The 21,066-nt window shown below is 43.9% G+C and carries 22 protein-coding genes; 8 read left to right on the top strand and 14 right to left on the bottom strand.

The window, feature by feature from the left end; genetic code table 11:
* Positions 1–32: 32 nt before the first annotated feature.
* From FTU19_RS07540 to FTU19_RS07510, 7 genes are all read right to left on the bottom strand, one after another.
* Positions 33–671 (bottom strand): CoA transferase subunit B, encoded by a 639-nt coding sequence (locus FTU19_RS07540; protein WP_004782495.1) that lies wholly within the window; start codon positions 669–671, stop codon positions 33–35.
* Positions 672–673: 2 nt separating this feature from the next.
* Positions 674–1,378: a CoA transferase subunit A gene (locus FTU19_RS07535; protein WP_180016672.1), complete on the bottom strand. Its 705-nt coding sequence runs from the start codon at positions 1,376–1,378 to the stop codon at positions 674–676.
* A gap of 100 nt (positions 1,379–1,478) precedes the next feature.
* Positions 1,479–2,381 (bottom strand): hydroxymethylglutaryl-CoA lyase, encoded by a 903-nt coding sequence (locus FTU19_RS07530; RefSeq protein WP_004782490.1) that lies wholly within the window; start codon positions 2,379–2,381, stop codon positions 1,479–1,481.
* The gene (locus FTU19_RS07525; protein WP_179992276.1) at positions 2,378–4,372 is read right to left on the bottom strand and encodes an acetyl/propionyl/methylcrotonyl-CoA carboxylase subunit alpha; all 1,995 of its coding nucleotides are present in this window, start codon (positions 4,370–4,372) and stop codon (positions 2,378–2,380) included. The genes FTU19_RS07530 and FTU19_RS07525 overlap by 4 nt, the downstream gene beginning before the upstream one ends.
* Before the next feature lie 19 nt (positions 4,373–4,391).
* Positions 4,392–5,186: an enoyl-CoA hydratase/isomerase family protein gene (locus FTU19_RS07520; protein ID WP_159123879.1), complete on the bottom strand. Its 795-nt coding sequence runs from the start codon at positions 5,184–5,186 to the stop codon at positions 4,392–4,394.
* 12 nt (positions 5,187–5,198) lie between these two features.
* The gene (locus FTU19_RS07515) at positions 5,199–6,800 is read right to left on the bottom strand and encodes a carboxyl transferase domain-containing protein (RefSeq protein ID WP_004782485.1); all 1,602 of its coding nucleotides are present in this window, start codon (positions 6,798–6,800) and stop codon (positions 5,199–5,201) included.
* 35 nt (positions 6,801–6,835) lie between these two features.
* Entirely contained in the window at positions 6,836–8,008 is a 1,173-nt protein-coding gene (locus FTU19_RS07510) for an isovaleryl-CoA dehydrogenase (protein ID WP_004782484.1), read from the bottom strand.
* A gap of 146 nt (positions 8,009–8,154) precedes the next feature.
* On the opposite strand from FTU19_RS07510, the gene FTU19_RS07505 reads away from it, so the two are divergent.
* From FTU19_RS07505 to FTU19_RS07485, 5 genes are all read left to right on the top strand, one after another.
* A complete protein-coding gene (locus FTU19_RS07505) occupies positions 8,155–8,790 on the top strand; it encodes a TetR/AcrR family transcriptional regulator (RefSeq protein WP_004782481.1) in 636 nt (211 codons plus the stop codon).
* A 97-nt stretch (positions 8,791–8,887) separates the two neighbouring features.
* Entirely contained in the window at positions 8,888–10,576 is a 1,689-nt protein-coding gene (locus tag FTU19_RS07500) for an AMP-binding protein (RefSeq protein ID WP_180016671.1), read from the top strand.
* 242 nt (positions 10,577–10,818) lie between these two features.
* Positions 10,819–11,490, top strand: coding sequence for a class I SAM-dependent methyltransferase (locus FTU19_RS07495; RefSeq protein WP_180016670.1), 672 nt, complete (start codon positions 10,819–10,821; stop codon positions 11,488–11,490).
* Between the two features lie 62 nt (positions 11,491–11,552).
* The gene (locus tag FTU19_RS07490) at positions 11,553–12,350 is read left to right on the top strand and encodes a thioesterase family protein (protein WP_180016669.1); all 798 of its coding nucleotides are present in this window, start codon (positions 11,553–11,555) and stop codon (positions 12,348–12,350) included.
* Between the two features lie 83 nt (positions 12,351–12,433).
* Positions 12,434–13,210, top strand: coding sequence for a Rossmann-like and DUF2520 domain-containing protein (locus FTU19_RS07485; protein WP_180016668.1), 777 nt, complete (start codon positions 12,434–12,436; stop codon positions 13,208–13,210).
* 43 nt (positions 13,211–13,253) lie between these two features.
* Here the strand turns inward: FTU19_RS07485 and trmB are convergent, their stop codons facing one another.
* Together trmB and FTU19_RS07475 are read right to left on the bottom strand one after the other, a co-directional pair.
* Positions 13,254–13,970 carry a tRNA (guanosine(46)-N7)-methyltransferase TrmB gene (gene trmB / locus FTU19_RS07480; protein ID WP_125279238.1) on the bottom strand — a complete coding sequence of 239 codons (717 nt, stop codon included), beginning with the start codon at positions 13,968–13,970 and terminating at the stop codon, positions 13,254–13,256.
* 150 nt (positions 13,971–14,120) lie between these two features.
* Positions 14,121–15,566, bottom strand: coding sequence for a SulP family inorganic anion transporter (locus FTU19_RS07475; RefSeq protein ID WP_180016667.1), 1,446 nt, complete (start codon positions 15,564–15,566; stop codon positions 14,121–14,123).
* Positions 15,567–15,782: 216 nt separating this feature from the next.
* Here FTU19_RS07475 and FTU19_RS07470 point away from each other — a divergent pair, with 216 nt between their 5' ends.
* From FTU19_RS07470 to FTU19_RS07460, 3 genes are all read left to right on the top strand, one after another.
* On the top strand, positions 15,783–16,394 hold the full coding sequence (locus FTU19_RS07470) for a glutathione binding-like protein (protein ID WP_004782472.1): 612 nt from the start codon (positions 15,783–15,785) through the stop codon (positions 16,392–16,394).
* A 157-nt stretch (positions 16,395–16,551) separates the two neighbouring features.
* Positions 16,552–17,133, top strand: coding sequence for an NAD(P)H-dependent oxidoreductase (locus tag FTU19_RS07465; protein ID WP_179992280.1), 582 nt, complete (start codon positions 16,552–16,554; stop codon positions 17,131–17,133).
* A 15-nt stretch (positions 17,134–17,148) separates the two neighbouring features.
* Positions 17,149–17,460 carry a putative quinol monooxygenase gene (locus FTU19_RS07460; RefSeq protein WP_180016666.1) on the top strand — a complete coding sequence of 104 codons (312 nt, stop codon included), beginning with the start codon at positions 17,149–17,151 and terminating at the stop codon, positions 17,458–17,460.
* A 40-nt stretch (positions 17,461–17,500) separates the two neighbouring features.
* Here the strand turns inward: FTU19_RS07460 and FTU19_RS07455 are convergent, their stop codons facing one another.
* From FTU19_RS07455 to rpoH, 5 genes are all read right to left on the bottom strand, one after another.
* Positions 17,501–18,226, bottom strand: coding sequence for a hypothetical protein (locus FTU19_RS07455; RefSeq protein WP_180016665.1), 726 nt, complete (start codon positions 18,224–18,226; stop codon positions 17,501–17,503).
* Positions 18,227–18,540: 314 nt separating this feature from the next.
* Entirely contained in the window at positions 18,541–19,323 is a 783-nt protein-coding gene (locus FTU19_RS07450) for a thiazole synthase (RefSeq protein WP_034702140.1), read from the bottom strand.
* Between the two features lie 17 nt (positions 19,324–19,340).
* The gene (gene thiS / locus FTU19_RS07445; RefSeq protein ID WP_005235073.1) at positions 19,341–19,538 is read right to left on the bottom strand and encodes a sulfur carrier protein ThiS; all 198 of its coding nucleotides are present in this window, start codon (positions 19,536–19,538) and stop codon (positions 19,341–19,343) included.
* Positions 19,539–19,577: 39 nt separating this feature from the next.
* Positions 19,578–19,943 carry a DUF423 domain-containing protein gene (locus FTU19_RS07440; RefSeq protein ID WP_180016664.1) on the bottom strand — a complete coding sequence of 122 codons (366 nt, stop codon included), beginning with the start codon at positions 19,941–19,943 and terminating at the stop codon, positions 19,578–19,580.
* 137 nt (positions 19,944–20,080) lie between these two features.
* Positions 20,081–20,950, bottom strand: a complete 870-nt coding sequence (gene rpoH / locus FTU19_RS07435) for an RNA polymerase sigma factor RpoH (protein ID WP_180016663.1) — start codon at positions 20,948–20,950, stop codon at positions 20,081–20,083.
* Between the last annotated feature and the right edge of the window lie 116 nt (positions 20,951–21,066).

The raw sequence follows: 21,066 nt of genomic DNA, 5'->3' as shown, positions 1-21,066 counted from the left end.
TTAAAATTTTTCATTTTAAGGGCTGGGAAAAATCAGGCTGCTTTACGGAGTAAAGGTACGCCGGTGACTTTCTGAATTTCATCAAAACTGACATCGGGTGCCAGTTCTACAAGTTGAATACCTTCAGGTGTGACATCCAATACACCTAAGTCAGTAATAATCCGGTTCACTACGGCCTGGCCAGTAAGCGGAAGACTACATTGTGAGACAATTTTAGGCGTACCATCTTTAGCGCAGTGTTCCATCAGCACCACAACTTTTTGCACACCTGCGACCAGATCCATGGCACCACCCATGCCTTTGACTTTCTTGCCTGGAATCATCCAGTTGGCTAGATCACCATTTTCTGAGACTTCCATAGCCCCCAGAATGGCGATATTGACATGACCGCCACGGATCATGGCAAAGGAGTCAGCACTGGAAAAGAAAGAAGCACCTTTGCGGGCAGTTACCGTCTGTTTGCCAGCATTGATCAGGTCTGCATCCACAGTATCGGCCGTTGGAAATTCTCCAATACCCAGCAGACCATTCTCAGACTGAAGCCAGACATTAATATTCTCTGGAATATAATTTGCGACTAAGGTTGGCAGACCAATACCTAGATTGACATAGAAACCATCTTCAAGTTCCTGTGCGGCGCGCTGCGCCATTTCATTACGTGTCCAAGCCATGATCAAGCCTCCGCCTTTAAAGTCATCTGTTCAATCCGTTTTTCCGGTTGGGTATTCAGTACAATCCGGTTCACATAAATGCCGGGAAGATGAATTTCATCTGGATCAAGGGCACCGATCTCGACAATTTCTTCAACTTCAGCAATGGTCACTTTACCAGCCATGGCACAGACCGGATTGAAGTTCTGGGCAGTTTTACGGAAAATCAGGTTGCCGGCTTTATCGGCCTTATAGGCTTTAACCAAAGCCACATCAGCAGTTAAGGATTCTTCCAGAATATAAGACTTGCCATTGAACTCGCGGACATCTTTACCTTCAGCAATAACGGTACCGACACCAGTCGCGGTATAGAAAGCGGGAATACCTGCACCACCAGCACGTAATTTTTCAGCTAAAGTTCCTTGCGGGGTCAGTTCAACTTCAAGTTCACCGCTTAAGTATTGGCGTTCAAATTCCTTATTCTCGCCCACATAGGAAGAGATCATCTTTTTAATCTGTTTGGTTTCCAGCAATAGCCCCAAGCCAAAGCCATCCACACCGGCATTATTAGAAATACAGGTCAGATTTTTGGCACCAGTTTCCTTTAAAGCTGCAATTAGGGCTTCTGGAATACCACATAGACCAAAACCGCCTACCGCCAAGGTATGTCCATTCTGAACCACGCCGTCTAAAGCGGCTTTTGCACTGTCATACACTTTATTTGACATTTTTACCTCGATTTATTCTTCTCTTGCAGATCTCTTTCATCTAAAGATCTGCTGATTTCTATCCATGAGGACTTATAGAGTGTCCGGCTATTTCAAGTTTTTAAGCACAGGCTTTTTGCCAATAGGCATTGGCATAATTGGATGGATTATTGCGTTGTAATACCTCGCTGATATTACGGCTGGCCTGCATCAAAGCATCCAGTTGAATACCGGTTTCAAAGCCCATCTTGGAGAGCAGGTAATACAGGTCTTCAGTTGAAACATTGCCGGAAGCACCTTTGGCATAAGGACAGCCACCGAGACCGGCAATAGAGGAGTCAAATACCCGAATCCCTTGCAGCAATGACTGGTAAATATTAGCGATGGCCATGCCATAGGTATTATGAAAATGACCGGCTAGCACTTTACTATCAATTTCTGAAAGACAGGCATCCCAGACGTTCTTCACGCGATCCGGAGTTGCCGTACCAATGGTTTCACCTAATGACACTTCATAGCAGCCCATGTCTAGTAGACGCTGTGTAACTTTGACGACCTGCTTCGGATCAATTGCACCTTCATAAGGGCAGTCCACCATACAAGAGACATAGCCACGCACCTTGACATCATTTGCTTTGGCAGCTGCCATCACATCTGCAAACTTCTCAAAGCTTTCATCAATCGAGCAGTTGATATTCTTGTGGGTAAAGCTTTCAGAAGCTGCGGTAAATACCGCAACTTCTTTACAATCCACAGCCAGCGCTGATTCAAAACCTTTCATGTTTGGCGTCAGCAAACTGAACTGGATATTCGGATCTTTAGGCAAGCTGGCAAATAGCGTATCGCTATCTGCCATCTGTGGAACCCATTTGGCTGAAACACAGGAGCCGACCTCAATCGCCTGCAAACCTGTTTTCATCAGGTCCAGAATCAGATTTTTACGGTCATCTAGTGTTAAAGGTGTTTTTTCGTTTTGCAGGCCATCGCGTGGCCCGACTTCTACGATTTTAACGAAATCTGTCATGCAACTTCCTCCGCTAGAGGCTGAAACTCAACCAGTTCATCACCGGCTTTAACCTGATCACCTTTCTGGAAGTATGAGTTTGCGATAATGCCATCATGCGGAGCGCGAATGGTATATTCGATCTTCATTGCTTCCAAGGTCAGCAGTACATCGTCTTTTTTCACTTTGTCATTTGCCGCGACCAGAACCTGAGTAATCACGCCAGGCATTGGCGCAGTCAAGTTATTTTCAGTCCCTTGTTCATCCTGGTTATTAAAGTCATTTTTCAAATAATTGAACTTGTAGCTTTGACCATTCTGGAACAGGGTAATGCCATGCTCAGTCTGGCTAAATGCCAGTTTCTGCTGCTGACCCGCAAGATTTAACTGGAGTAGGTGTTGATCAAGCAGCTCACCCTGGATGGTAAGTGTCTGGCCTTCATAATTTGCCAGGAAACTATTTTCTAGCGCTTTAAAGCTCACCACACGTAAAACGTCATTACATTGTAATTTAATTGTGTAGTTATTTTGCTGATTCAGACGCCAAAATGCCTTTTGCTGCCAGACGGGATTATTGCTAGTCGGGTTTTGAGCCAGACGCGATAACAGTTCAACCAAGGCTGCAGTGACCACTAATTCTGCACTGATATCAGCAGATGGTTTGAGTAGGAACTCTTCTTCACGTTGAATCAGGCCAGTATCGAGATGGGCATTTTTAAATGAATCACATAATACTAAGCGATCAAGAAAAGCGATGTTATTGCCAAGACCATCGACATGAAACTGACCCAAGGCATGATGCATCTGGGTTAAAGCAGCTTCACGGTTTTTGCCCCAAACAATCAGTTTGGCAATCATCGGATCATAATAGGTGCTGATTTCATCACCTTCGACAATGCCACTATCCACACGCACGCTGTCATTTTGTTCTGGATAGTGCAAATAGCTGATCTGACCGATGGCAGGAATAAAACCTTTTTCTGGTTCTTCGGCATAAACACGGGCTTCCAGTGCATGACCGTGTATCTGTAATTCATGCTGCTGTTTCGGTAAAGGTTCACCGAACGCTACACGTAACTGCCATTCCACCAGATCCTGACCGGTGATCATTTCAGTGACTGGATGCTCAACCTGCAGACGGGTGTTCATTTCCATGAAGTAAGCAGTACCGTCTTGCTCAACGATGAACTCGACTGTACCGGCACCGACATAATTTACAGCACGTGCAGCATCAATTGCGGCTTGGCGCATCGCCTCAAGTTTGTCTTCTGGCATTTTAGGTGCAGGTGCTTCTTCCAGAACTTTCTGGTGACGACGCTGCACGGAGCAATCACGTTCAAACAGATGCACATAATTGCCATGTGTATCACCAAAGACCTGAACTTCAATATGGCGTGGCTGCACGACATAGCGTTCAATCAGCACATCTTCATTGCCGAAGCTGGAACGTGCTTCGCTTTTACAGGAAGCGAGTGAACTCAGGAAATCTTCACTACGCTCGACCAGTCGCATGCCTTTACCGCCACCGCCAGCACTAGCCTTGATCAGTACTGGATAGCCAATACTGTCAGCTTGTTGTTTCAAGAAATCGGCATCCTGATTGGTACCATGATAGCCGGGGGTTAAAGGTACACCAGCTTTTTCCATTAAGGCTTTAGAGGTCGCTTTCAGACCCATTGCTAAGATCGCATCCACTGGCGGACCAATAAAGACAATGTTGTTATCCTGACAGGCCAGGGCAAACTGGTCATTTTCAGACAGGAAACCATAACCTGGATGAATGGCCTGAGCACCGGTAGTTTTTGCTGCCTGAATAATACGTTCAATCTGTAAATAACTTTGTGCAGCAGGCGATTCACCAATATGGATGGCTTCATCTGCCAGTTTGACATGCTGTGCCTGTGCATCGGCATCGGAATATACGGCAACGGTGGCAATCCCTAACTTTTTCGCTGTACGAATCACACGGCAGGCAATTTCACCACGATTGGCAATTAAAATCTTTTCAAACATCCTACGATCCTTCTTGTTGTTATGCCGTGGTCTTAATCCAGGCCGGGCTTTGTTTGTTTAAAAATGCATTCAGTCCATTTTTCGCCTCATCTCCCTGGCGAACATGGGCAATATGCTGTGCGGTTTTAAACAGCAGATCTTCAGTCAGGACCTGTTGATCGACCAGTTGAATCAGCTGTTTTGAGGCGTTTTGCGCTGCTGGTCCACCGAGTAAGAGCGCTTCCACAATCTCATCAATTTTGCTGTCGAGCTGTTCTGGTGCAGTCACTTCATGTGCCAGACCAATGGTTTTCGCCTGTTCAGCTGAGATTCGCTCAGCAGTCAGGAAATAACGTGACGCCTGACGGGCGCCAATCGCACGAATTACATACGGACTAATGGTCGAAGGGGCTAATCCTAAACGTACTTCAGACGTTGCAAACTTGGCATCAGTGCTGGCGATACAGATATCACAAGCGGCTGCCAGACCCATACCGCCGCCAAAAGCAATACCATGGACACGGGCAATCGTTGGCTGTTTCAAGGTCGCCAGACTTTGCAGCATTTTTGCCAGTTTGAGAGCATCGGCTTCATTGTCTGCCTGTGAGGCCTGACCGGCCTTTTTCATCCAGTTCAGATCCGCACCCGCAGAAAAGCTTTTACCTCGGCCTGCCAGAATCACTACACGTACATCATCACGCTGATTTAAAGACTGGAAACAGGCATGTAGCTCTTCAATGACCTGGGTATTAAACGCATTATGCAGTTCAGCCCGGTTAATCCAGACCGTTGCCACCTGATTCTGCTGTTCGAGCTGTAAAAATTGATAGTCCATTTTTGTCACCTCTTACATGCGGAACACGCCGAATTTGGTTGGCTGGATTGGTGCATTCATCGCTGCAGCCAGACTTAGGGCCAGGACTTCACGCGATTGCGCTGGATCAATGACACCGTCATCCCATAAACGCGCAGAAGCATAATAAGGATGGCCTTGGCGTTCATATTGGTCACGAATTGGCTGTTTAAACTGGTCTTCTTCTTCAGCTGACCAGGTTCCACCTTTTTGCTCAATCTGATCGCGTTTCAAAGTCGACAATACGCTAGAGGCCTGTTCACCGCCCATCACTGAAATACGCGAGTTTGGCCAGGTCCACATAAAGCGTGGCGAGTAAGCACGGCCACACATGCCATAGTTACCGGCACCAAAAGAACCGCCAATCACCAGAGTCAGTTTAGGCACATTGGCTGTCGCGACGGCCATCACCAGCTTGGCACCATTTTTAGCAATACCTTCATTTTCATACTGACGACCCACCATAAAGCCGGTGATGTTTTGCAGGAAGATCAGCGGAATATTGCGCTGGGTACATAGTTCAATAAAATGCGCGCCTTTTTGTGCAGACTCAGAGAATAAAATTCCATTGTTGGCAATAATTCCAACTGGCATTCCATAGAGCTTGGCAAAGCCAGTGACCAGGGTAGTCCCAAAGCGTGCCTTGAATTCGTCAAAGCGTGAACCGTCGACAATACGCGCAATCACTTCACGGATATCAAACGGTTTACGTGCATCGCTTGGCACAATGCCATACAGCTCTGAACTGTCAAAACGCGGTGCTTCAATTTCATCTGCAGTTTTATTTGGCTTTTTATTCAGGTTCGCCACAATGTTGCGGGCAATGGCAATTGCGTGTTCATCATTTTCTGCCAGATGATCGGCAACCCCAGATAAACGGGTATGTACATCACCACCACCTAAGTCTTCACTAGAAACCACTTCACCGGTTGCCGCTTTCACCAGAGGAGGGCCGCCGAGGAAAATCGTGCCTTGATTACGCACAATAATGGTTTCATCTGACATCGCTGGCACATAAGCACCACCTGCCGTACAGCTACCCATTACCACTGCAATCTGGGCAATACCCAGACTCGACATACGTGCCTGATTGTAAAAGATACGGCCGAAGTGATCACGATCCGGAAATACTTCATCCTGTAAAGGTAAATAAGCACCGCCAGAATCCACCAGATAAATACATGGCAAATGATTCTGTTCGGCAATTTCCTGGGCACGTAAATGCTTTTTCACCGTAAGGGGATAATAAGTCCCGCCTTTGACTGTGGCATCATTGGCCACGATCATGCAGGTCACACCATTGACCTGACCTACACCTGCGACCACACCTGCTGCAGGAACATCATCCTGATAAACCTGATAGGCAGCCAGTTGACCGATTTCCAAAAAAGCTGTGCCTGGATCAATTAAATGATTAATCCGTTCACGCGGCAGTAATTTGCCGCGATCCAGATGTTTCTGACGGGCAGTTTCTCCGCCACCCAAGGCAATTTTTTCTACTTTCTGTTTAAGGTCATCCACCAGTTGCAGCATGGCAGCCTGGTTGGTCTTAAACTCTTCACTACGTATATTGATTTTGCTCTGTAACTGATTCATGACGAACATCCTTGTCTTATTCTAAGTGTTAATGTTTAGGCTGTTTCGTTGAAGAGCTCACGGCCAATTAGCATACGGCGGATTTCGGAAGTTCCGGCGCCAATTTCATAGAGTTTGGCATCGCGCCACAAACGGCCTGCAGCAAATTCGTTGATATAACCGTTCCCACCTAGGGTCTGAATGGTTTCACCCGCCATCCATGTAGCTTTTTCAGCGGCATATAAAATGGCACTGGCAGCATCTTTACGCAGGCTACGGCTATGATCAGCCTTGTCACATTCAGCACCAACGGCATACACCAGCGCCTTACATGCCAGCCAGGTAGAGTACATGTCAGCAATTTTGCCTTGCATCAACTGGAATTCACCGAGTGCCTGACCAAACTGTTTGCGGTCATGAATATAAGGAATCACGGTATCCATGCAGGCATCCATAATGCCCAATGGACCAGCACTGAGAACCGCACGTTCATAGTCCAGACCGCTCATCAGCACTTTAGTCCCATTGCCGACACCGCCAAGGACGTTTTCTTTAGGAACTTCGACATTGTCAAAAAACAGGGGATAAGTATTGGAACCACGCATACCCAGTTTGTCTAAATGAGTGCCGTGACTAAAACCTGGCATATTTTTCTCAACCAGGAAGGCGGTCATGCCTTTGGCGCCAGCTTGTAAATCGGTTTTGGCATAGACCACAAGTACATCAGCATCGCCGCCGTTGGTGATCCACATCTTGGAACCGTTGAGTAGATAATGATCACCTTTATCTTCAGCTTTCAGTTTCATGCTGACCACATCTGATCCGGCATTCGGCTCAGACATTGCTAATGCACCGACATATTCACCAGAAATCAGTTTTGGCAGATAACGCTGCTTTTGTTCTTCATTACCATTTCGCTTAATTTGGTTTACACATAGGTTAGAATGGGCGCCATAGGACAAACCAATGGATGCTGAAGCACGGGAAATTTCTTGCATGGCAATAATATGGGCCAGATACCCCAGATTGGTACCGCCATATTCTTCACTGACCGTTAAACCAAGTAGGCCCATATCACCAAATTTTTTCCAAAGGTGAGCCGGGAATTCATTGTCACGGTCAACTTGCTGGGCAATTGGGGCAATTTCCTTGGCGCAAAATGCGGCCACTGAATCACGAAGCGCAATAAGAGTTTCATCCAAACCGAAATCTAAGCTTTGTAAATTCATTCTTCATCCATCCTGAGATTATATTTGTTGTGTCCAAAAGCATTTTTGTTGTGCTTGTTTTTTTAACATACAACGAAAAATTAAAAAAGTGAACCTATATTCACAAAATGATTTACAATTCATTTTATCTGGTTGAGAATAAGATTATGAGTTATAAAAGATCATCACTGATGCAGGAACGAATGGAACAAAATCGTTTGTCGATTTTACAGTCTGCTCGTGAACTGATTACTCAAGGGGGCTTTAAAGAGGCGTCGATTCAGGCGATTGCAGAACGCGCAGGCGTTTCTACAGGGCTGGTATATCGATATTTTGAAAACAAAAGCCAGATTTTGATTGAGGTTTTGTCGGCAGCGATTCAGCATGAAGTTGGAATTCTTGTTTCCATTGCCGGGTCGGATTTGTCGCCAAAACTGAAATTGCAAAAATCTGTTACAACTTTTGTGAAACGTGCCATGAATAGCCCCCAGTTGGCGTATTCACTTATGTTTGAACCGGTTGATCCGGAAATGGAACATGAGCGTTTTCGCAGTAAACAGCTGCTTAAACAAAGCATTAAGGAAATCCTGGCCGAAGGAAAGGTGAATGGAGAGTTCGAGTTTGAAGATTTAAATACGGCAGCTTTGGGCGTGGTGGGTGCCATGACCTTTGTCGTGATTGAACCTTTAAATCCGTCCCGTAATGTAATGTTTGATCAGAACTACAAGGATCACTTTGTCAAACAGATTGCCGATTTTTGTGTTAACGCAGTACATCGACAGGAGGGAAATTCAGCAGCATAGACGCACAAAAACAGGCACATAGACAAGGTCGTCGTGGTCATAAAACAATTAGTAAAGTTGAAAATCAGAATTACAAAGAATCAAGGAGATCGATTCAATGACACAAGTACGGTTAAGCTATGCCTATGGAACCAGCAGCCAGCCTTTATTGGGTATGACGATTGGTGAAAAATTTGATCAGGCTTGCGAACAATATGCAGATCGCGATGCAGTTGTCAGTATGCATCAGAACATACGCCTGAGTTATCGGCAGCTACAGGATCAGGTCAATGCCTTTGCCTGTCAGCTGCTGAAATTGGGTATGCAAAAAGGTGACCGTCTGGCGATCTGGTCGCCGAACTGTGTGGAATGGACTATTACCCAGTTCGCAGCTTTCAAGGCAGGCATTATTCTGGTTAACCTGAATCCGGCCTATAAAAGCAATGAGCTGGAATATGTCCTGAATAAAGTGTCCTGTAAGGGACTGGTCATTGCATCGCAGTTTAAAACCACGGACTATCAGGAAATCCTGACCAAAATTGCGCCTGAATTAAAACAGGCTGAAAATAAATTACTGAATGCAGAGCGTCTCCCACATTTAAAGCATGTCATTAAAATTGATGAGCAGCAGCATACTGGCATTCATCGTTTTCAGGATTTAATGCCTACACCAAGTGCTCAAGAGCTGGAACAGCTGCAACAGATCTCCACTGATTTGCAGTTCGATGAAACTATCAATATCCAGTTTACGTCAGGCACCACAGGGAATCCTAAGGGTACGATGCTGACCCATAACAATATTTTAAATAATGGTTACTTTGTCGGTGAGGCGATTCACTTAAGTCCGGAAGACCGTGTCTGTATTTCTGTTCCACTATTCCACTGCTTTGGCATGGTAATGGGCAATCTGGCCTGTATTACCCATGGTTCAGCCATGATTTATCCATCTGCCGTATTTAATCCGCTGGAAACCTTGAAAGCCATTCAGCAGGAAAAATGTACTGCGGCTTATGGCGTACCGACCATGTTTATTGCCGTGCTGGAACATGAGCAGTTTGACGAATTTGATCTATCCAGTCTGCGTACCGGTATTATGGCGGGTAGCCCGTGTCCACAGGAAATTATGCAGCGTGTAATAGAGCGAATGCATATGTCTGAAATTACCATCTGTTATGGCATGACTGAAACAGCACCGGTAAGTGCCCAAAGTTCAACAGAAGACAGTGTTGAACGTCGTGTGAGTACAGTTGGCCGTGTCCATCCGCATTTGGAAGTTAAAATTGTCGATGAAAATGGCAAGGTGGTGCCGCGCGGTCAATTAGGTGAACTCTGTGTGCGTGGTTATTCCGTGATGCTCGGTTATTGGGAAGATCAGGACAAGACTCAGGAAGTGATTGATGCTGCACGCTGGATGCATACCGGTGATATTGCGGAAATGGATGATGAAGGCTTTGTCAAAATCAAGGGTCGTATCAAGGATGTGGTGATTCGCGGCGGTGAAAACCTGTTCCCGAAAGAAATTGAAGATTTCCTTTACACCCATCCAGCGGTGTCGGATGTGCAGGTGATTGGCGTGCCAGACCATAAATATGGTGAAGAGCTTTGTGCCTGCATTATCCTGCATGAGAATGATCCATGTACCGAAGAAGCCATCCGCCAATATTGTGCCGAGCATATCTCGCATAACAAAGTGCCGCGTTATGTGCGTTTCTTCCATGACTTCCCGATGACAGCTTCAGGCAAGGCACAGAAGTTCAAGTTGCGTGAATTTATGCGTGAAGAATTAAATTTAAAAGAGATTGCTTAAATTAATTAAAGCTAAGTTTAAATAGTATTTGATCAGATGACCTGGCGGCATGGATGCCGCCGTTTCATTGTATGGCAAGGATGCCATATCAATGAAACAGAGGGGTTTGGTTACTTTGCCCAGTCAAAGTAACGAAGCACCTGCACAATGGAAGAAGAATCCATCTTGCAAATTGAGGTCATGTATTTAGCAATTTCTTTAAATAGATAAAAATCTATTTCTATATAAATCAGAGTAAACAGATGGCAAAAAACTTTCACAGTGAAGTGGTGGTCGCAAGTTATGATGATCATATCCGTAAACTGATTCCTGGCTATGAACTGGTGCATCAGCAGATTGAAGCCATACTCAGTACTGAGCTTCCAGAAAATGCACATATCCTGATTGTGGGTTGCGGAACTGGTTATGAACTATCTTATTTATTGCAACAGCATCCAAACTGGACATTTACTGCGATTGATCCTTCCGCTGCAATGCTTGAGCAGGCAAGGAAGCAGCTGGCTTCTATTGGCGCTGAACAACGAGTTCAGTTTATACAGTGCACCACTCAGGAACTGGATCAACAAAATTCATTCGATGCTGCACTCGCTATTTTAGTCGTCCATTTTATTCCTGAACCTCAGAAATCTGATTTTTTTCAGGCTATCTATCAGAGCCTTAAAGCTGGCGGGATCGGATTGACCTATGATCTGATGCAACCAGAAGATGAGAATGAATTAAAGGTAATGCAAAAAATGGCACAGCAAACCGGACTTAGTGTGCAGCAAAGCGAAAATATGCTGGCCAGATTGCAGCAGGACTTTTTTCTGATTTCAGCGGAAGATTCAAATGAACTTTTAACAAAAGTCGGATTTAAACAACACAAAATTTATAGTCAAATCATGAATTATTATGGTTTTTTACTCAGAAAATAAAGATCATGATACTTTATATGAATTTTAAAGTTTAAGAGAATAATCAAGGAAGTTTAAGAAGAATGTCAGCATATTATAGTTTGATCCAGCGCGAGCAGCATGCAGATGGCAGTACTACTGCCTATTATCGTTCCAATATTCATGCTCAAGGTGCGTGGAATCCTCATGAACAGCACATGGCGCCAGCAACCGGTATTCTATGTGTTGAACTAGAACAGTTTCAGCCTAGATCAGAAATGCGCATTGGCCGGGTTGGACTGGATATTTTTGGGCTGATTGCATTTGGTGAATTTTCTATTACTACACGCATGATCCGTCCTGGCAAAACTATTGAACTGATTGAGGCGGAAATGTGTGCCAATGGAAAAACCTGTATCGTTGCTCGTGCCTGGAGGATGCTGACTTCGGATAGCCGGGCCATTGCAGGTATCGAAGATTTTCCGATTGAAAGCCCTGAGTTTTTACCGGTTTGGGAGGGTATGAGTTGCTGGCCGGGCGGTTATATTCAAAGTATTGAAACCCGTGCACATCCTGATCATCGTGCAGGCAAAGGCATTGTCTGGCTCAGAAATTCATTGGATATGGTAGAAGGACGACCGACTACAGATTTTAGTCGTTTACTCGGTATGGTCGATACCGCGAATGGCATTGTGCCACGTCAGGACCCGAATGCGGGCTGGGGATTCCCGAATCTAGATTTACAGATTCATATGTACCGTCTGCCGCAAGGTGAATGGCTGGGGCTGGAAGTGGTGCAACAGTATGGTGAAGATGGGATTGGTCTCACCAGCGGTGTGCTGCATGATATTCACGGGCCTTTCGGTCGCAGTGAACAGATTCTGACCTTACGAAAATTCTAAAACTGATTTAAAAGCAAAAGGATGAATTGATTCATCCTTTTTTTATTGGCATGCTGTGCGCAATGGTTCAGGAATATTGATGAATGCGGATTAGTATTATTGGGGCAGGGCGTGTGGCTTATCATCTTGCCCATGCATTGTCAGCACAACATGAAATTGTACAGATCTACAGCCGGACTCTGGATAAAGCACAGCAACTGGCTGATCAATTTAAAGCGCAAGCCATCGCTCAACCTGAAAATCTGAATCAGGATATAGACTTGATGATCATTGCCGTGAGTGATCAATCAATTGCTGAGGTCATCAGACAAGTCTATTTTTACTTGCAAGATGTGCTGATTGTCCATACTTCAGGCAGTTCTCACCTGAATGTTCTAGCAGATGTACATGCAAAGTCTGGCGTCTTTTATCCATTGCAAACCTTTAGTCTGGAACGTGAAATTGACTGGGAAAATACGCCTTTATTTATTGAAGCGTCTGAGCCAGAAGATCAAGAAATCTTAACTCATTTAGCAAATAGCCTAAGCAAACGAGTTTATCAATATAGTTCAGACCAACGTTTGAGCTTACATCTGGCTGCAGTGTTTGCCTGCAATTTTAGCAACTACTGTTATGACATGGCCAAGCAGATTGTGGATGCACAGCAGGTAGACTTTAGCCTGCTTTATCCATTGATTCTGGAAACAGCCAATAAAGCGACGAAAAATGATCCTCGTCAGGGGCAGACTGGACCTGCGATGCGTGGTGATCAGAATATTCTGAATATGCATCAGCAGATGCTAGAGCAATCTGAACGACAAGACTTGGCAGATGTGTATAAATTACTCAGTCAGCAGATTTTAGAACACCATCATAGCTAATAAAAAAGCGCTGAATAATCAGCGCTTTTTAGACTTATAGATATTAAGAAATTTTCTTAAAGATAAAGTCATTAATCTTGTGGCCAGCTTCGATTCCGCGACGCTCAAACTTGGTTTGTGGACGCCATTCAGGGCGAGGGTAGCTGTTGCCTTTACCCGCCAGATTTTCTAAACGTGGACGTTCTTCCAGAACTTCCAGCATCCACTCAGCATACGGTTCCCAGTCTGTTGCAGCATGGAAAGTACCGCCAAGTTCCAACTTTTGCTCAACCAATGGCATGCGGTCATGAGATACAAAACGGCGTTTAAAGTGACGTTTTTTCTGCCATGGGTCAGGGAAGTACAACTGAACGGTGTTAATGCTATTGTCTGGCATTTCACGAAGCACCTGAATCGCATCAGCATCCAGTACACGTAAGTTAGTCACGCCCGCCATACCTGCTTCATACACGCACTGCGCAATACCCGGTACATGTACTTCAATTCCGACAAAGTTACGCTCTGGATTCGCTTTAGCCATGAGTACCAGAGAGCGGCCCATGCCAAAACCGATTTCTACAGTCAGCGGACGTTCAGGATGTTCAAAATACTGACGCAAATCACCTACCGGATATTCCAAAATTAAGTGACCATATTGTTCAAGCGCAGTACGTTGAGAGGTATTTAATGGCGCTGAGCGGCGCATAAACGTCACAATTTCACGGTGCTCGCTTAAATTGTCCAGCTCCACGACTTGCTGGTCTAATTGATCGTTCGACATAATTTTGGCAAATCTAAAAATTCAGAATGCGGTATTTTAAGTCCTGAGCGGTGCAAGTCAAACTTTTCTCGGTATTTCTCCATAAAAATCGAGCCAGAGATCTCAGACAAAATAAAAGAGCCAGTTGGCTCTTTTATAGATCAAGCTTGATCAGGTACTAAAACGATCGATCAAAGTGCTACTGGCTTCATTTAAACCAATTACAGTCACGTCTATGCCTTGGGCTTTAAACTTCTGGATGACGTTATTGAGCATATTTACTGAAGTCACATCCCAGACATGCGCATGCGTCAGATCCAGCTCAACATGATCCAGCCTTTCCTTAAAATCAAAGAATTGATAGAACTTTTCTGTACTACTGAAAAAGATCTGTCCAGAAATTATATAGCTACGTGAATTAGGCTTATGCAAATAAGTCGAGACATGTACAGTTCTTTCCAGCTTATTAATAAAGAACAGAGCAGAGAGCAATACACCGACAAATACACCGAGCGCCAGATTATGAGTAGCAAGCACGACAATTATCACAGCAATCATCACGGTATTAAATTCTAGCGGATGCTTGCCGAATTGTTTGATTGCACCCCACTGGAAGGTGGTAAATGATACCATAATCATAATAGCTACCAGTGCTGCCATAGGAATATAAGCCAGCCAGTCTTTCAGGAAGACCACCAGACACAGTAAAAATACGCCAGCAACTAATGTCGATAAACGTGTACGAGCACCTGATGAGACATTGATAATCGACTGGCCAATCATGGCACAACCGGCCATTCCGCCCATAAAACCGCTGACAATATTGGCCATACCCTGACCACGACATTCCTGATGTCGGTCACCTTCAGTTCCAGTCACTTCATCAATCACTGTAGTCGTCATCATACTTTCAAGCAGACCTACAGTGGCTAGAGTAAAGGAATAAGGCAGGATAATCTGCAAAGTTTCCAGATTCAGTGGAATTTCTGGAAGAAGAAAGACTGGCAAGGTATCTGGAAACTGTCCCAGATCGCTCACAGTACGCATATCTGCACCAAGCACTAACGCAAGTGCGCTCAGTACGACGATACAGATCAGAGGCGATGGAATCGCTTTACCGATTTTCGGGATATAAGGAAACAGATAGATAATTGCCAAACCTACTAAAATGAACAGATAAGCCGTACTGTCCATCCGGTGAATTTCCGGGATTTGTGCCACAAAAATCAGGATCGCGAGGGCATTCAAGAAACCATATACCACAGCCTGCGACACAAAACGCATCAGCTTGGCAACTTTAAAAAAGCCCGCAATCACCTGAATGATTCCGGTCAGAATCGTGGCTGCAAGCAGGTATTGCAGGCCATGATCCTTGACCAGCGTAATCATCAATAGTGCCATTGCACCTGTAGCCGCAGAAATCATGGCAGGACGACCACCGAAAAAGGCAATGGACACGGCAATACAGAAAGAGGCATATAAGCCGACTTGCGGATCGACACCGGCAATCGCAGAAAAGGCAATAGATTCAGGAATCAGGGCGAGTCCAACCACCAAACCTGCCAGTACATCAGTCCGGATATTGGAAAACCATTCTTCTTTTTTCAGGTTAATCACGAAATATCATCTAAATTTTGAGAACCTGCGTATCTTAAACAGATACAGATAAAAATCTACACAAGATTGACTTGCAAAAACCTGTAAATTCCTCAATATTGAATATGTAACTGTGCTGAATCACAGTTACGCTTTTTTGCAATTTACAGGTTTGATCACTTGAAAGTTTGTCAGAAGCGATTTAAAACATTGAGAAGTGTATAACAAGGATCAGAAATGAAGCTTTACTATTCGCCAGGCGCGTGCTCTTTGGCAGCTCATATTATTTTAAATGAAATTAATGTCGATTTTGATTTGGAACGTGTTGACTTAAAAACCCATAAAACAGAAAAAGGTGCAGATTATTACGAAATTAACCCGAAGGGTTATGTACCAGCATTAGAAATTAATCCGGGTTTAATTCTTACAGAAAATGTTGCAATTTTACCGTTTCTTGCTCAACACGATCCAAAACAAGATCTGATTCCACCTTCTGGCATGGGACGTGCCAAAGTGCTGGAGTGGTTAGGTTATCTCAACTCAGAGTTGCATGATGCTTATGCTGTATTCTTCACTGGAAAATTATCAGATGAAGCCAAAGAAAAAGCATATGCAGAAATTGACCGTTTATTGAGTTATATCGATAAGGCGATTGGTGAATCGGACAATGATTATCTGGTCGATGATAATTTCGGTCCGGCAGATGCTTACCTGTTTGTTCTCACCAACTGGTCGAACCAGATTGAACATGATCTGAGTCCATATAAAAATATTATTCATATCCGTAATAAGGTTGCAGAACGTCAGTCTGTACAGATTGCAATGCGTGATGAAGGTTTGATTCCTTAATACTAAAATTTTGAAAAAGCGTCATAAGGCGCTTTTTTTATTGCTTCCAAAGTAATTGTTGATATTTAGTCAATAATGATTTGCAAAATCACTGCTTTTTAGCAATAAGCAGAGTCTATATAGTGCCTGCATAAATTTTTGGTTTCAGGTTCTTTCCATGAAAAATATTTTATTAATTAATGGCGCAAAAGCTTTTGCCCACTCAAATGGTCAGTTAAATGATACTTTGGCCGAACTGGCTCAAGAAGTATTAACAAAGCTGGGGCATCAGGTTCAGGTAACTCGTGCTGACAATGAATATGATGCAAAAGCAGAAGTAGAAAAATACCTTTGGGCAGATACGGTCATTTACCAAATGCCAGGCTGGTGGATGGGTGCGCCGTGGCCAGTGAAAAAGTATATTGATGATGTTTTTACCGAAGGGCATGGCAGCCTGTATGCAAATGATGGTCGCTCACGTTCAGATGCTTCAAAAAAATATGGCTCAGGTGGCCTGATTCACGATAAAAACTATATGTTATCTCTTACCTGGAATGCACCGATGGATGCGTTTACGGATACCGAGCAGTTTTTTCATGGCGTGGGCGTAGACGGCGTTTACCTACCTTTTCATAAAGCCAACCAATTCTTGGGGATGCAGGCTTTACCGACATTTATTGTGAATGATGTAATTAAAGCCCCTGAAGTTGAAGCGTATATCGCACAGTACCGTGAACATTTAACTCAAATTTTTGCTTAATCAGGAGATATGACCATGCTAACCGTTATTGCTGAAATCATCTGTCATTCGGAACAAGATATGAAAACAGTGCTGGATTCATTTAACAACATCCGCGCACAGGTATTACAAGAGCCAGGCTGTCATCTTTATGATGTTTATATTGATCATCCAGAGATTGAGAGCCGATTACAGACCAAAGTGCCTTTTTCAATCATGATGTTTGAAAAATGGGAAAGTATTCAGCATCTGGAAACCCACATGCATAGTGTAAATATGCAGCAACATGCTAAAGCCGCTCAAGGTGCGGTTGCGAGTGTAAAGATTCGGATTTTAGAAGCACTTTAAGCTGTAATTCTCAGTTTGAAAGAGTTTGTAATATTTAATTTTATTCGAACTCTTGTGGCTGATTAAATTGAACCTGTTCAAGTTTCAGTGCGTAGCGGTGTTTTAAGGTGGACCATTGAACTTTGGCAAGTTGCGTCTGTTCTGAAAATTCATTTTCATCTGTTGTAGTTTTTAGCTTGCCTGTTAAAAAGTTAATGCTTCGTGCTGTACTCTCACCCGAGGCACGGTGAAAATCATCTACATCATAGCCAATCAATTTAAAAGCATTATCTTGGTATCGAAAGGTATAAGTATAATTGGTGACATACCATGAACCACAGCTTAGCCAGTAATGTAAATGAACCCGAAGTACACCTTTTTGAATGCTTAAGGCTTCGGATTCACCAAGTGGATCAGTGAGGCAAGGCGACTCTACATCACCTTCGGTTGGTAAAGTAGTATTACTAGCTACAAGCTGATAACCATTTGCCTGCTTGAATAAAATCAAAAGTTTTCGTTTGTTGGTATTCAGAACATGATTGCCTACACCTGCATTTGCAACAAAGTTTTCGGGATTAGTATCTTCAATAATCAGCGCGAGATCTGCTTGACCGTCCTGATTTAAATCGCCTTGCGCTTTTTCTAGAACTTTCCAGTTTTTCGGAATAAAAGATTGATAGCTTGATTTAGGAGAACTACCTGTCTGAGGTTTCGCACAAGCACTTTGTGTAAATGCTAGACACAGCAGGGTGCTAAATAGGAAAGGCAGTTTGATCTGATAAAGCATCGGTTTAAATTCCTTTTATTTATAATTTTATTGATGATCAAAGCTGAGTGATAAGTTTAGCAAAATAGGTTAAGTCATCTCTTTGAATATTGGATAGATATTTATGGTGAACTTTAAAGCTTTTTTATAAATTCAACTATGGATTTGAAGTTCCTATTCGAATTAATCCGAACCAAGACGTGAACTTTTAATATTTAATTTTCAAAGTTGACCGGGGTATTGGGTATCTAAATTTAAAAGTCCAGGAGTTTGCTGGAAACTCCTGAACAGATCGACATGATTTAAATAATTTTTTGGGCCTCTAGCCTCGATTATTATTTAAAGAAATAACCGGTTTCAGGTGAGCTGGCATTGGCCATGCGTTTGCGTGGCATACGACCGGCCAGGAATGCTTCACGACCCGCTTCAACCGCCTTACGCATCGCAGAGGCCATCAAGACCGGATTTTGTGCAGCAGCAATCGCAGTATTCATCAGTACGCCGTCACAGCCGAGTTCCATGGCAATCGCTGCATCACTGGCAGTACCGACACCCGCATCAACCAGCACAGGCACTTTGGCATTTTCTTTAATAATCGAAATCGTGTGTGGATTCAGAATCCCCAGACCTGAACCGATCAGACTACCTAAAGGCATGATTGCTACACAGCCCATACTTTCCAGTTCTTGTGCCACGATCGGATCATCTGAGGTATAGACCATGATTTCAAAACCGTCATCAATCAGGGTACGCGCTGCTTTCAAAGTTTCGGTAATATTTGGATAAAGAGTCTTTTCATCACCCAGAACTTCCAGTTTTACCAGGTTATGACCATCCAGCAGTTCACGTGCTAGCATACAGGTGCGTACTGCGCTATTAGCGTCAAAACAGCCCGCAGTATTTGGTAAAATGGTGTATTTTTCTGGTGGAACCACTGAAAGCAGGTTCGGTTGGTCTGGATGCTGACCAATATTCACCCGGCGAATAGCAACCGTTACAATTTCTGCACCACTGGCCTGAATGGCCTGATCTGTTTCATTTAAATCTTTATATTTGCCTGTGCCTACTAAAAGACGAGACTGGAATTGGCGTGAACCGATCTGTAATAAATCTTGCATAATTGTTCCAAGTGTTATTAGCCGCCACCGACTGCGTGAATAATTTCTATTTTGTCCGCTTCGCAAATGGGCGTTTCACCCAATCTGCTTTTAGAAATAATCATTTCATTGACCTCAACTGCAAAGCGCTTACCCTCAAGCGCCAGACTTTGAACCAGTTCCAGCAGATTCTTGCATTGAGTTTCTTGTTGTTCGCCATTGATATATACCAGCATCTTGGCAACCCTCCATGATTATTGATTAAAGCATCAGACCTATTTGAGGTATTTTACGGCATTGCAGGCCAGAATTAACCAGCCAGCAATCATTAAGGCACCACCAATTGGTGTAATTGCACCTAAACCGCGCGGTAGACCCAGTGCCATGACATAGAGTGAGCCACAGAACAGGAAAATTCCCGCCTGAATCAGGAGAAAACTCCATTTGATTGGCAATTCAGGAATTACTCGGCTGATCACTGCTAGAATAAGTAAGCCAAGAGCATGGTAGAAGAAATAATCTGTGGCCGTTTGCCACCAGCTCAACTGTGCTTCAGTCGCTCGAGTCTTTAAACCATGGGCACCAAATGCGCCGAGCATGACTGCAAGCGCAAGATTCAGTGCTGAAATCGCAATCCACATTTGAATTGACCTTCCCAATAAAGTTTGCGCTTAACCTTAGCATAAAAGCTAAGGCTGAAACACGGCATTAAAAGACAAAAAAAGCCTTCATATATGAAGGCTTTTTCTTAAGATTATTAGTTTATTAATTCAATACATTAGTTTGAAGACATTGCCACTTTGATTTTTTCCATTGCATTCTTTTCAAGCTGACGGATACGTTCGGCGGAAACATTATATTCAGCTGCCAGTTCATGCAAGGTTGACTTTTCATCATCCAGCCAGCGACGCTGCAAGATATTGCGGGAACGGTCATCTAACTGTTCCATCGCTTCATGCAGGGCAGAGGTGCTTTGTTCCTCATAGTCTTCATTTTCAATCAGACGTGCCGGGTCATAACGGTTGTCTTCCAGATATAGTGCTGGAGCAACGTGAGTTGAATTTTCGTCATCATCGTCACCTGATGCTTCAAATGCTGCATCATAAGCCGTCAATCGGCCTTCCATTTCCAACACCTGTTCTGGTGTTACATTCAGGTCATTGGCAATCGACTGAGCTTCTTCAAGCGTTAACTTTTTAGAAGACTTTTTCAGACTACGTAAATTGAAGAACAGTTTACGCTGCGCTTTAGTGGTCGCAATTTTGACAATACGCCAGTTACGAATTACATATTCATGAATTTCAGCTTTGATCCAGTGCACCGCAAATGACACCAGACGTACGCCCATACTCGGGTCAAAACGCTTAATGGCTTTCATCAGGCCAAGGTTGCCTTCCTGAATCAGGTCACCTTGAGGCAGGCCATAACCTGCATAACTACGTGCAATATGTACCACGAAACGCAAATGAGACATGACCAGCATTTTTGCTGCGTCCAGGTCCTGGTCGTAGTAATAGCGTTCAGCCAACTCTTTTTCTTGTTCGGCCGTTAAAATAGGAATTTGATTGACAGTGCTAATATAAGCACCAAGATTGACACCTGGCGCCGATAATGACAGGGGCATCAATTGATTGCGGCTGTCACTCATGTGTTCTCCTTGAAGTGCGGGGGATTTAACCCTTAACTAGGTTTTATCTTAATCCAAACTCTCCTCAAATAATGGATATTTGGGTAGAGAAATGTAAACTTTTATACGAGTATGGA

Source organism: Acinetobacter sp. YH12072 (assembly GCF_013419565.1).
In the GTDB taxonomy this organism is placed as follows: Bacteria; Pseudomonadota; Gammaproteobacteria; order Pseudomonadales; family Moraxellaceae; genus Acinetobacter.
This window is presented reverse-complemented; position numbering and strand designations above follow the sequence as displayed.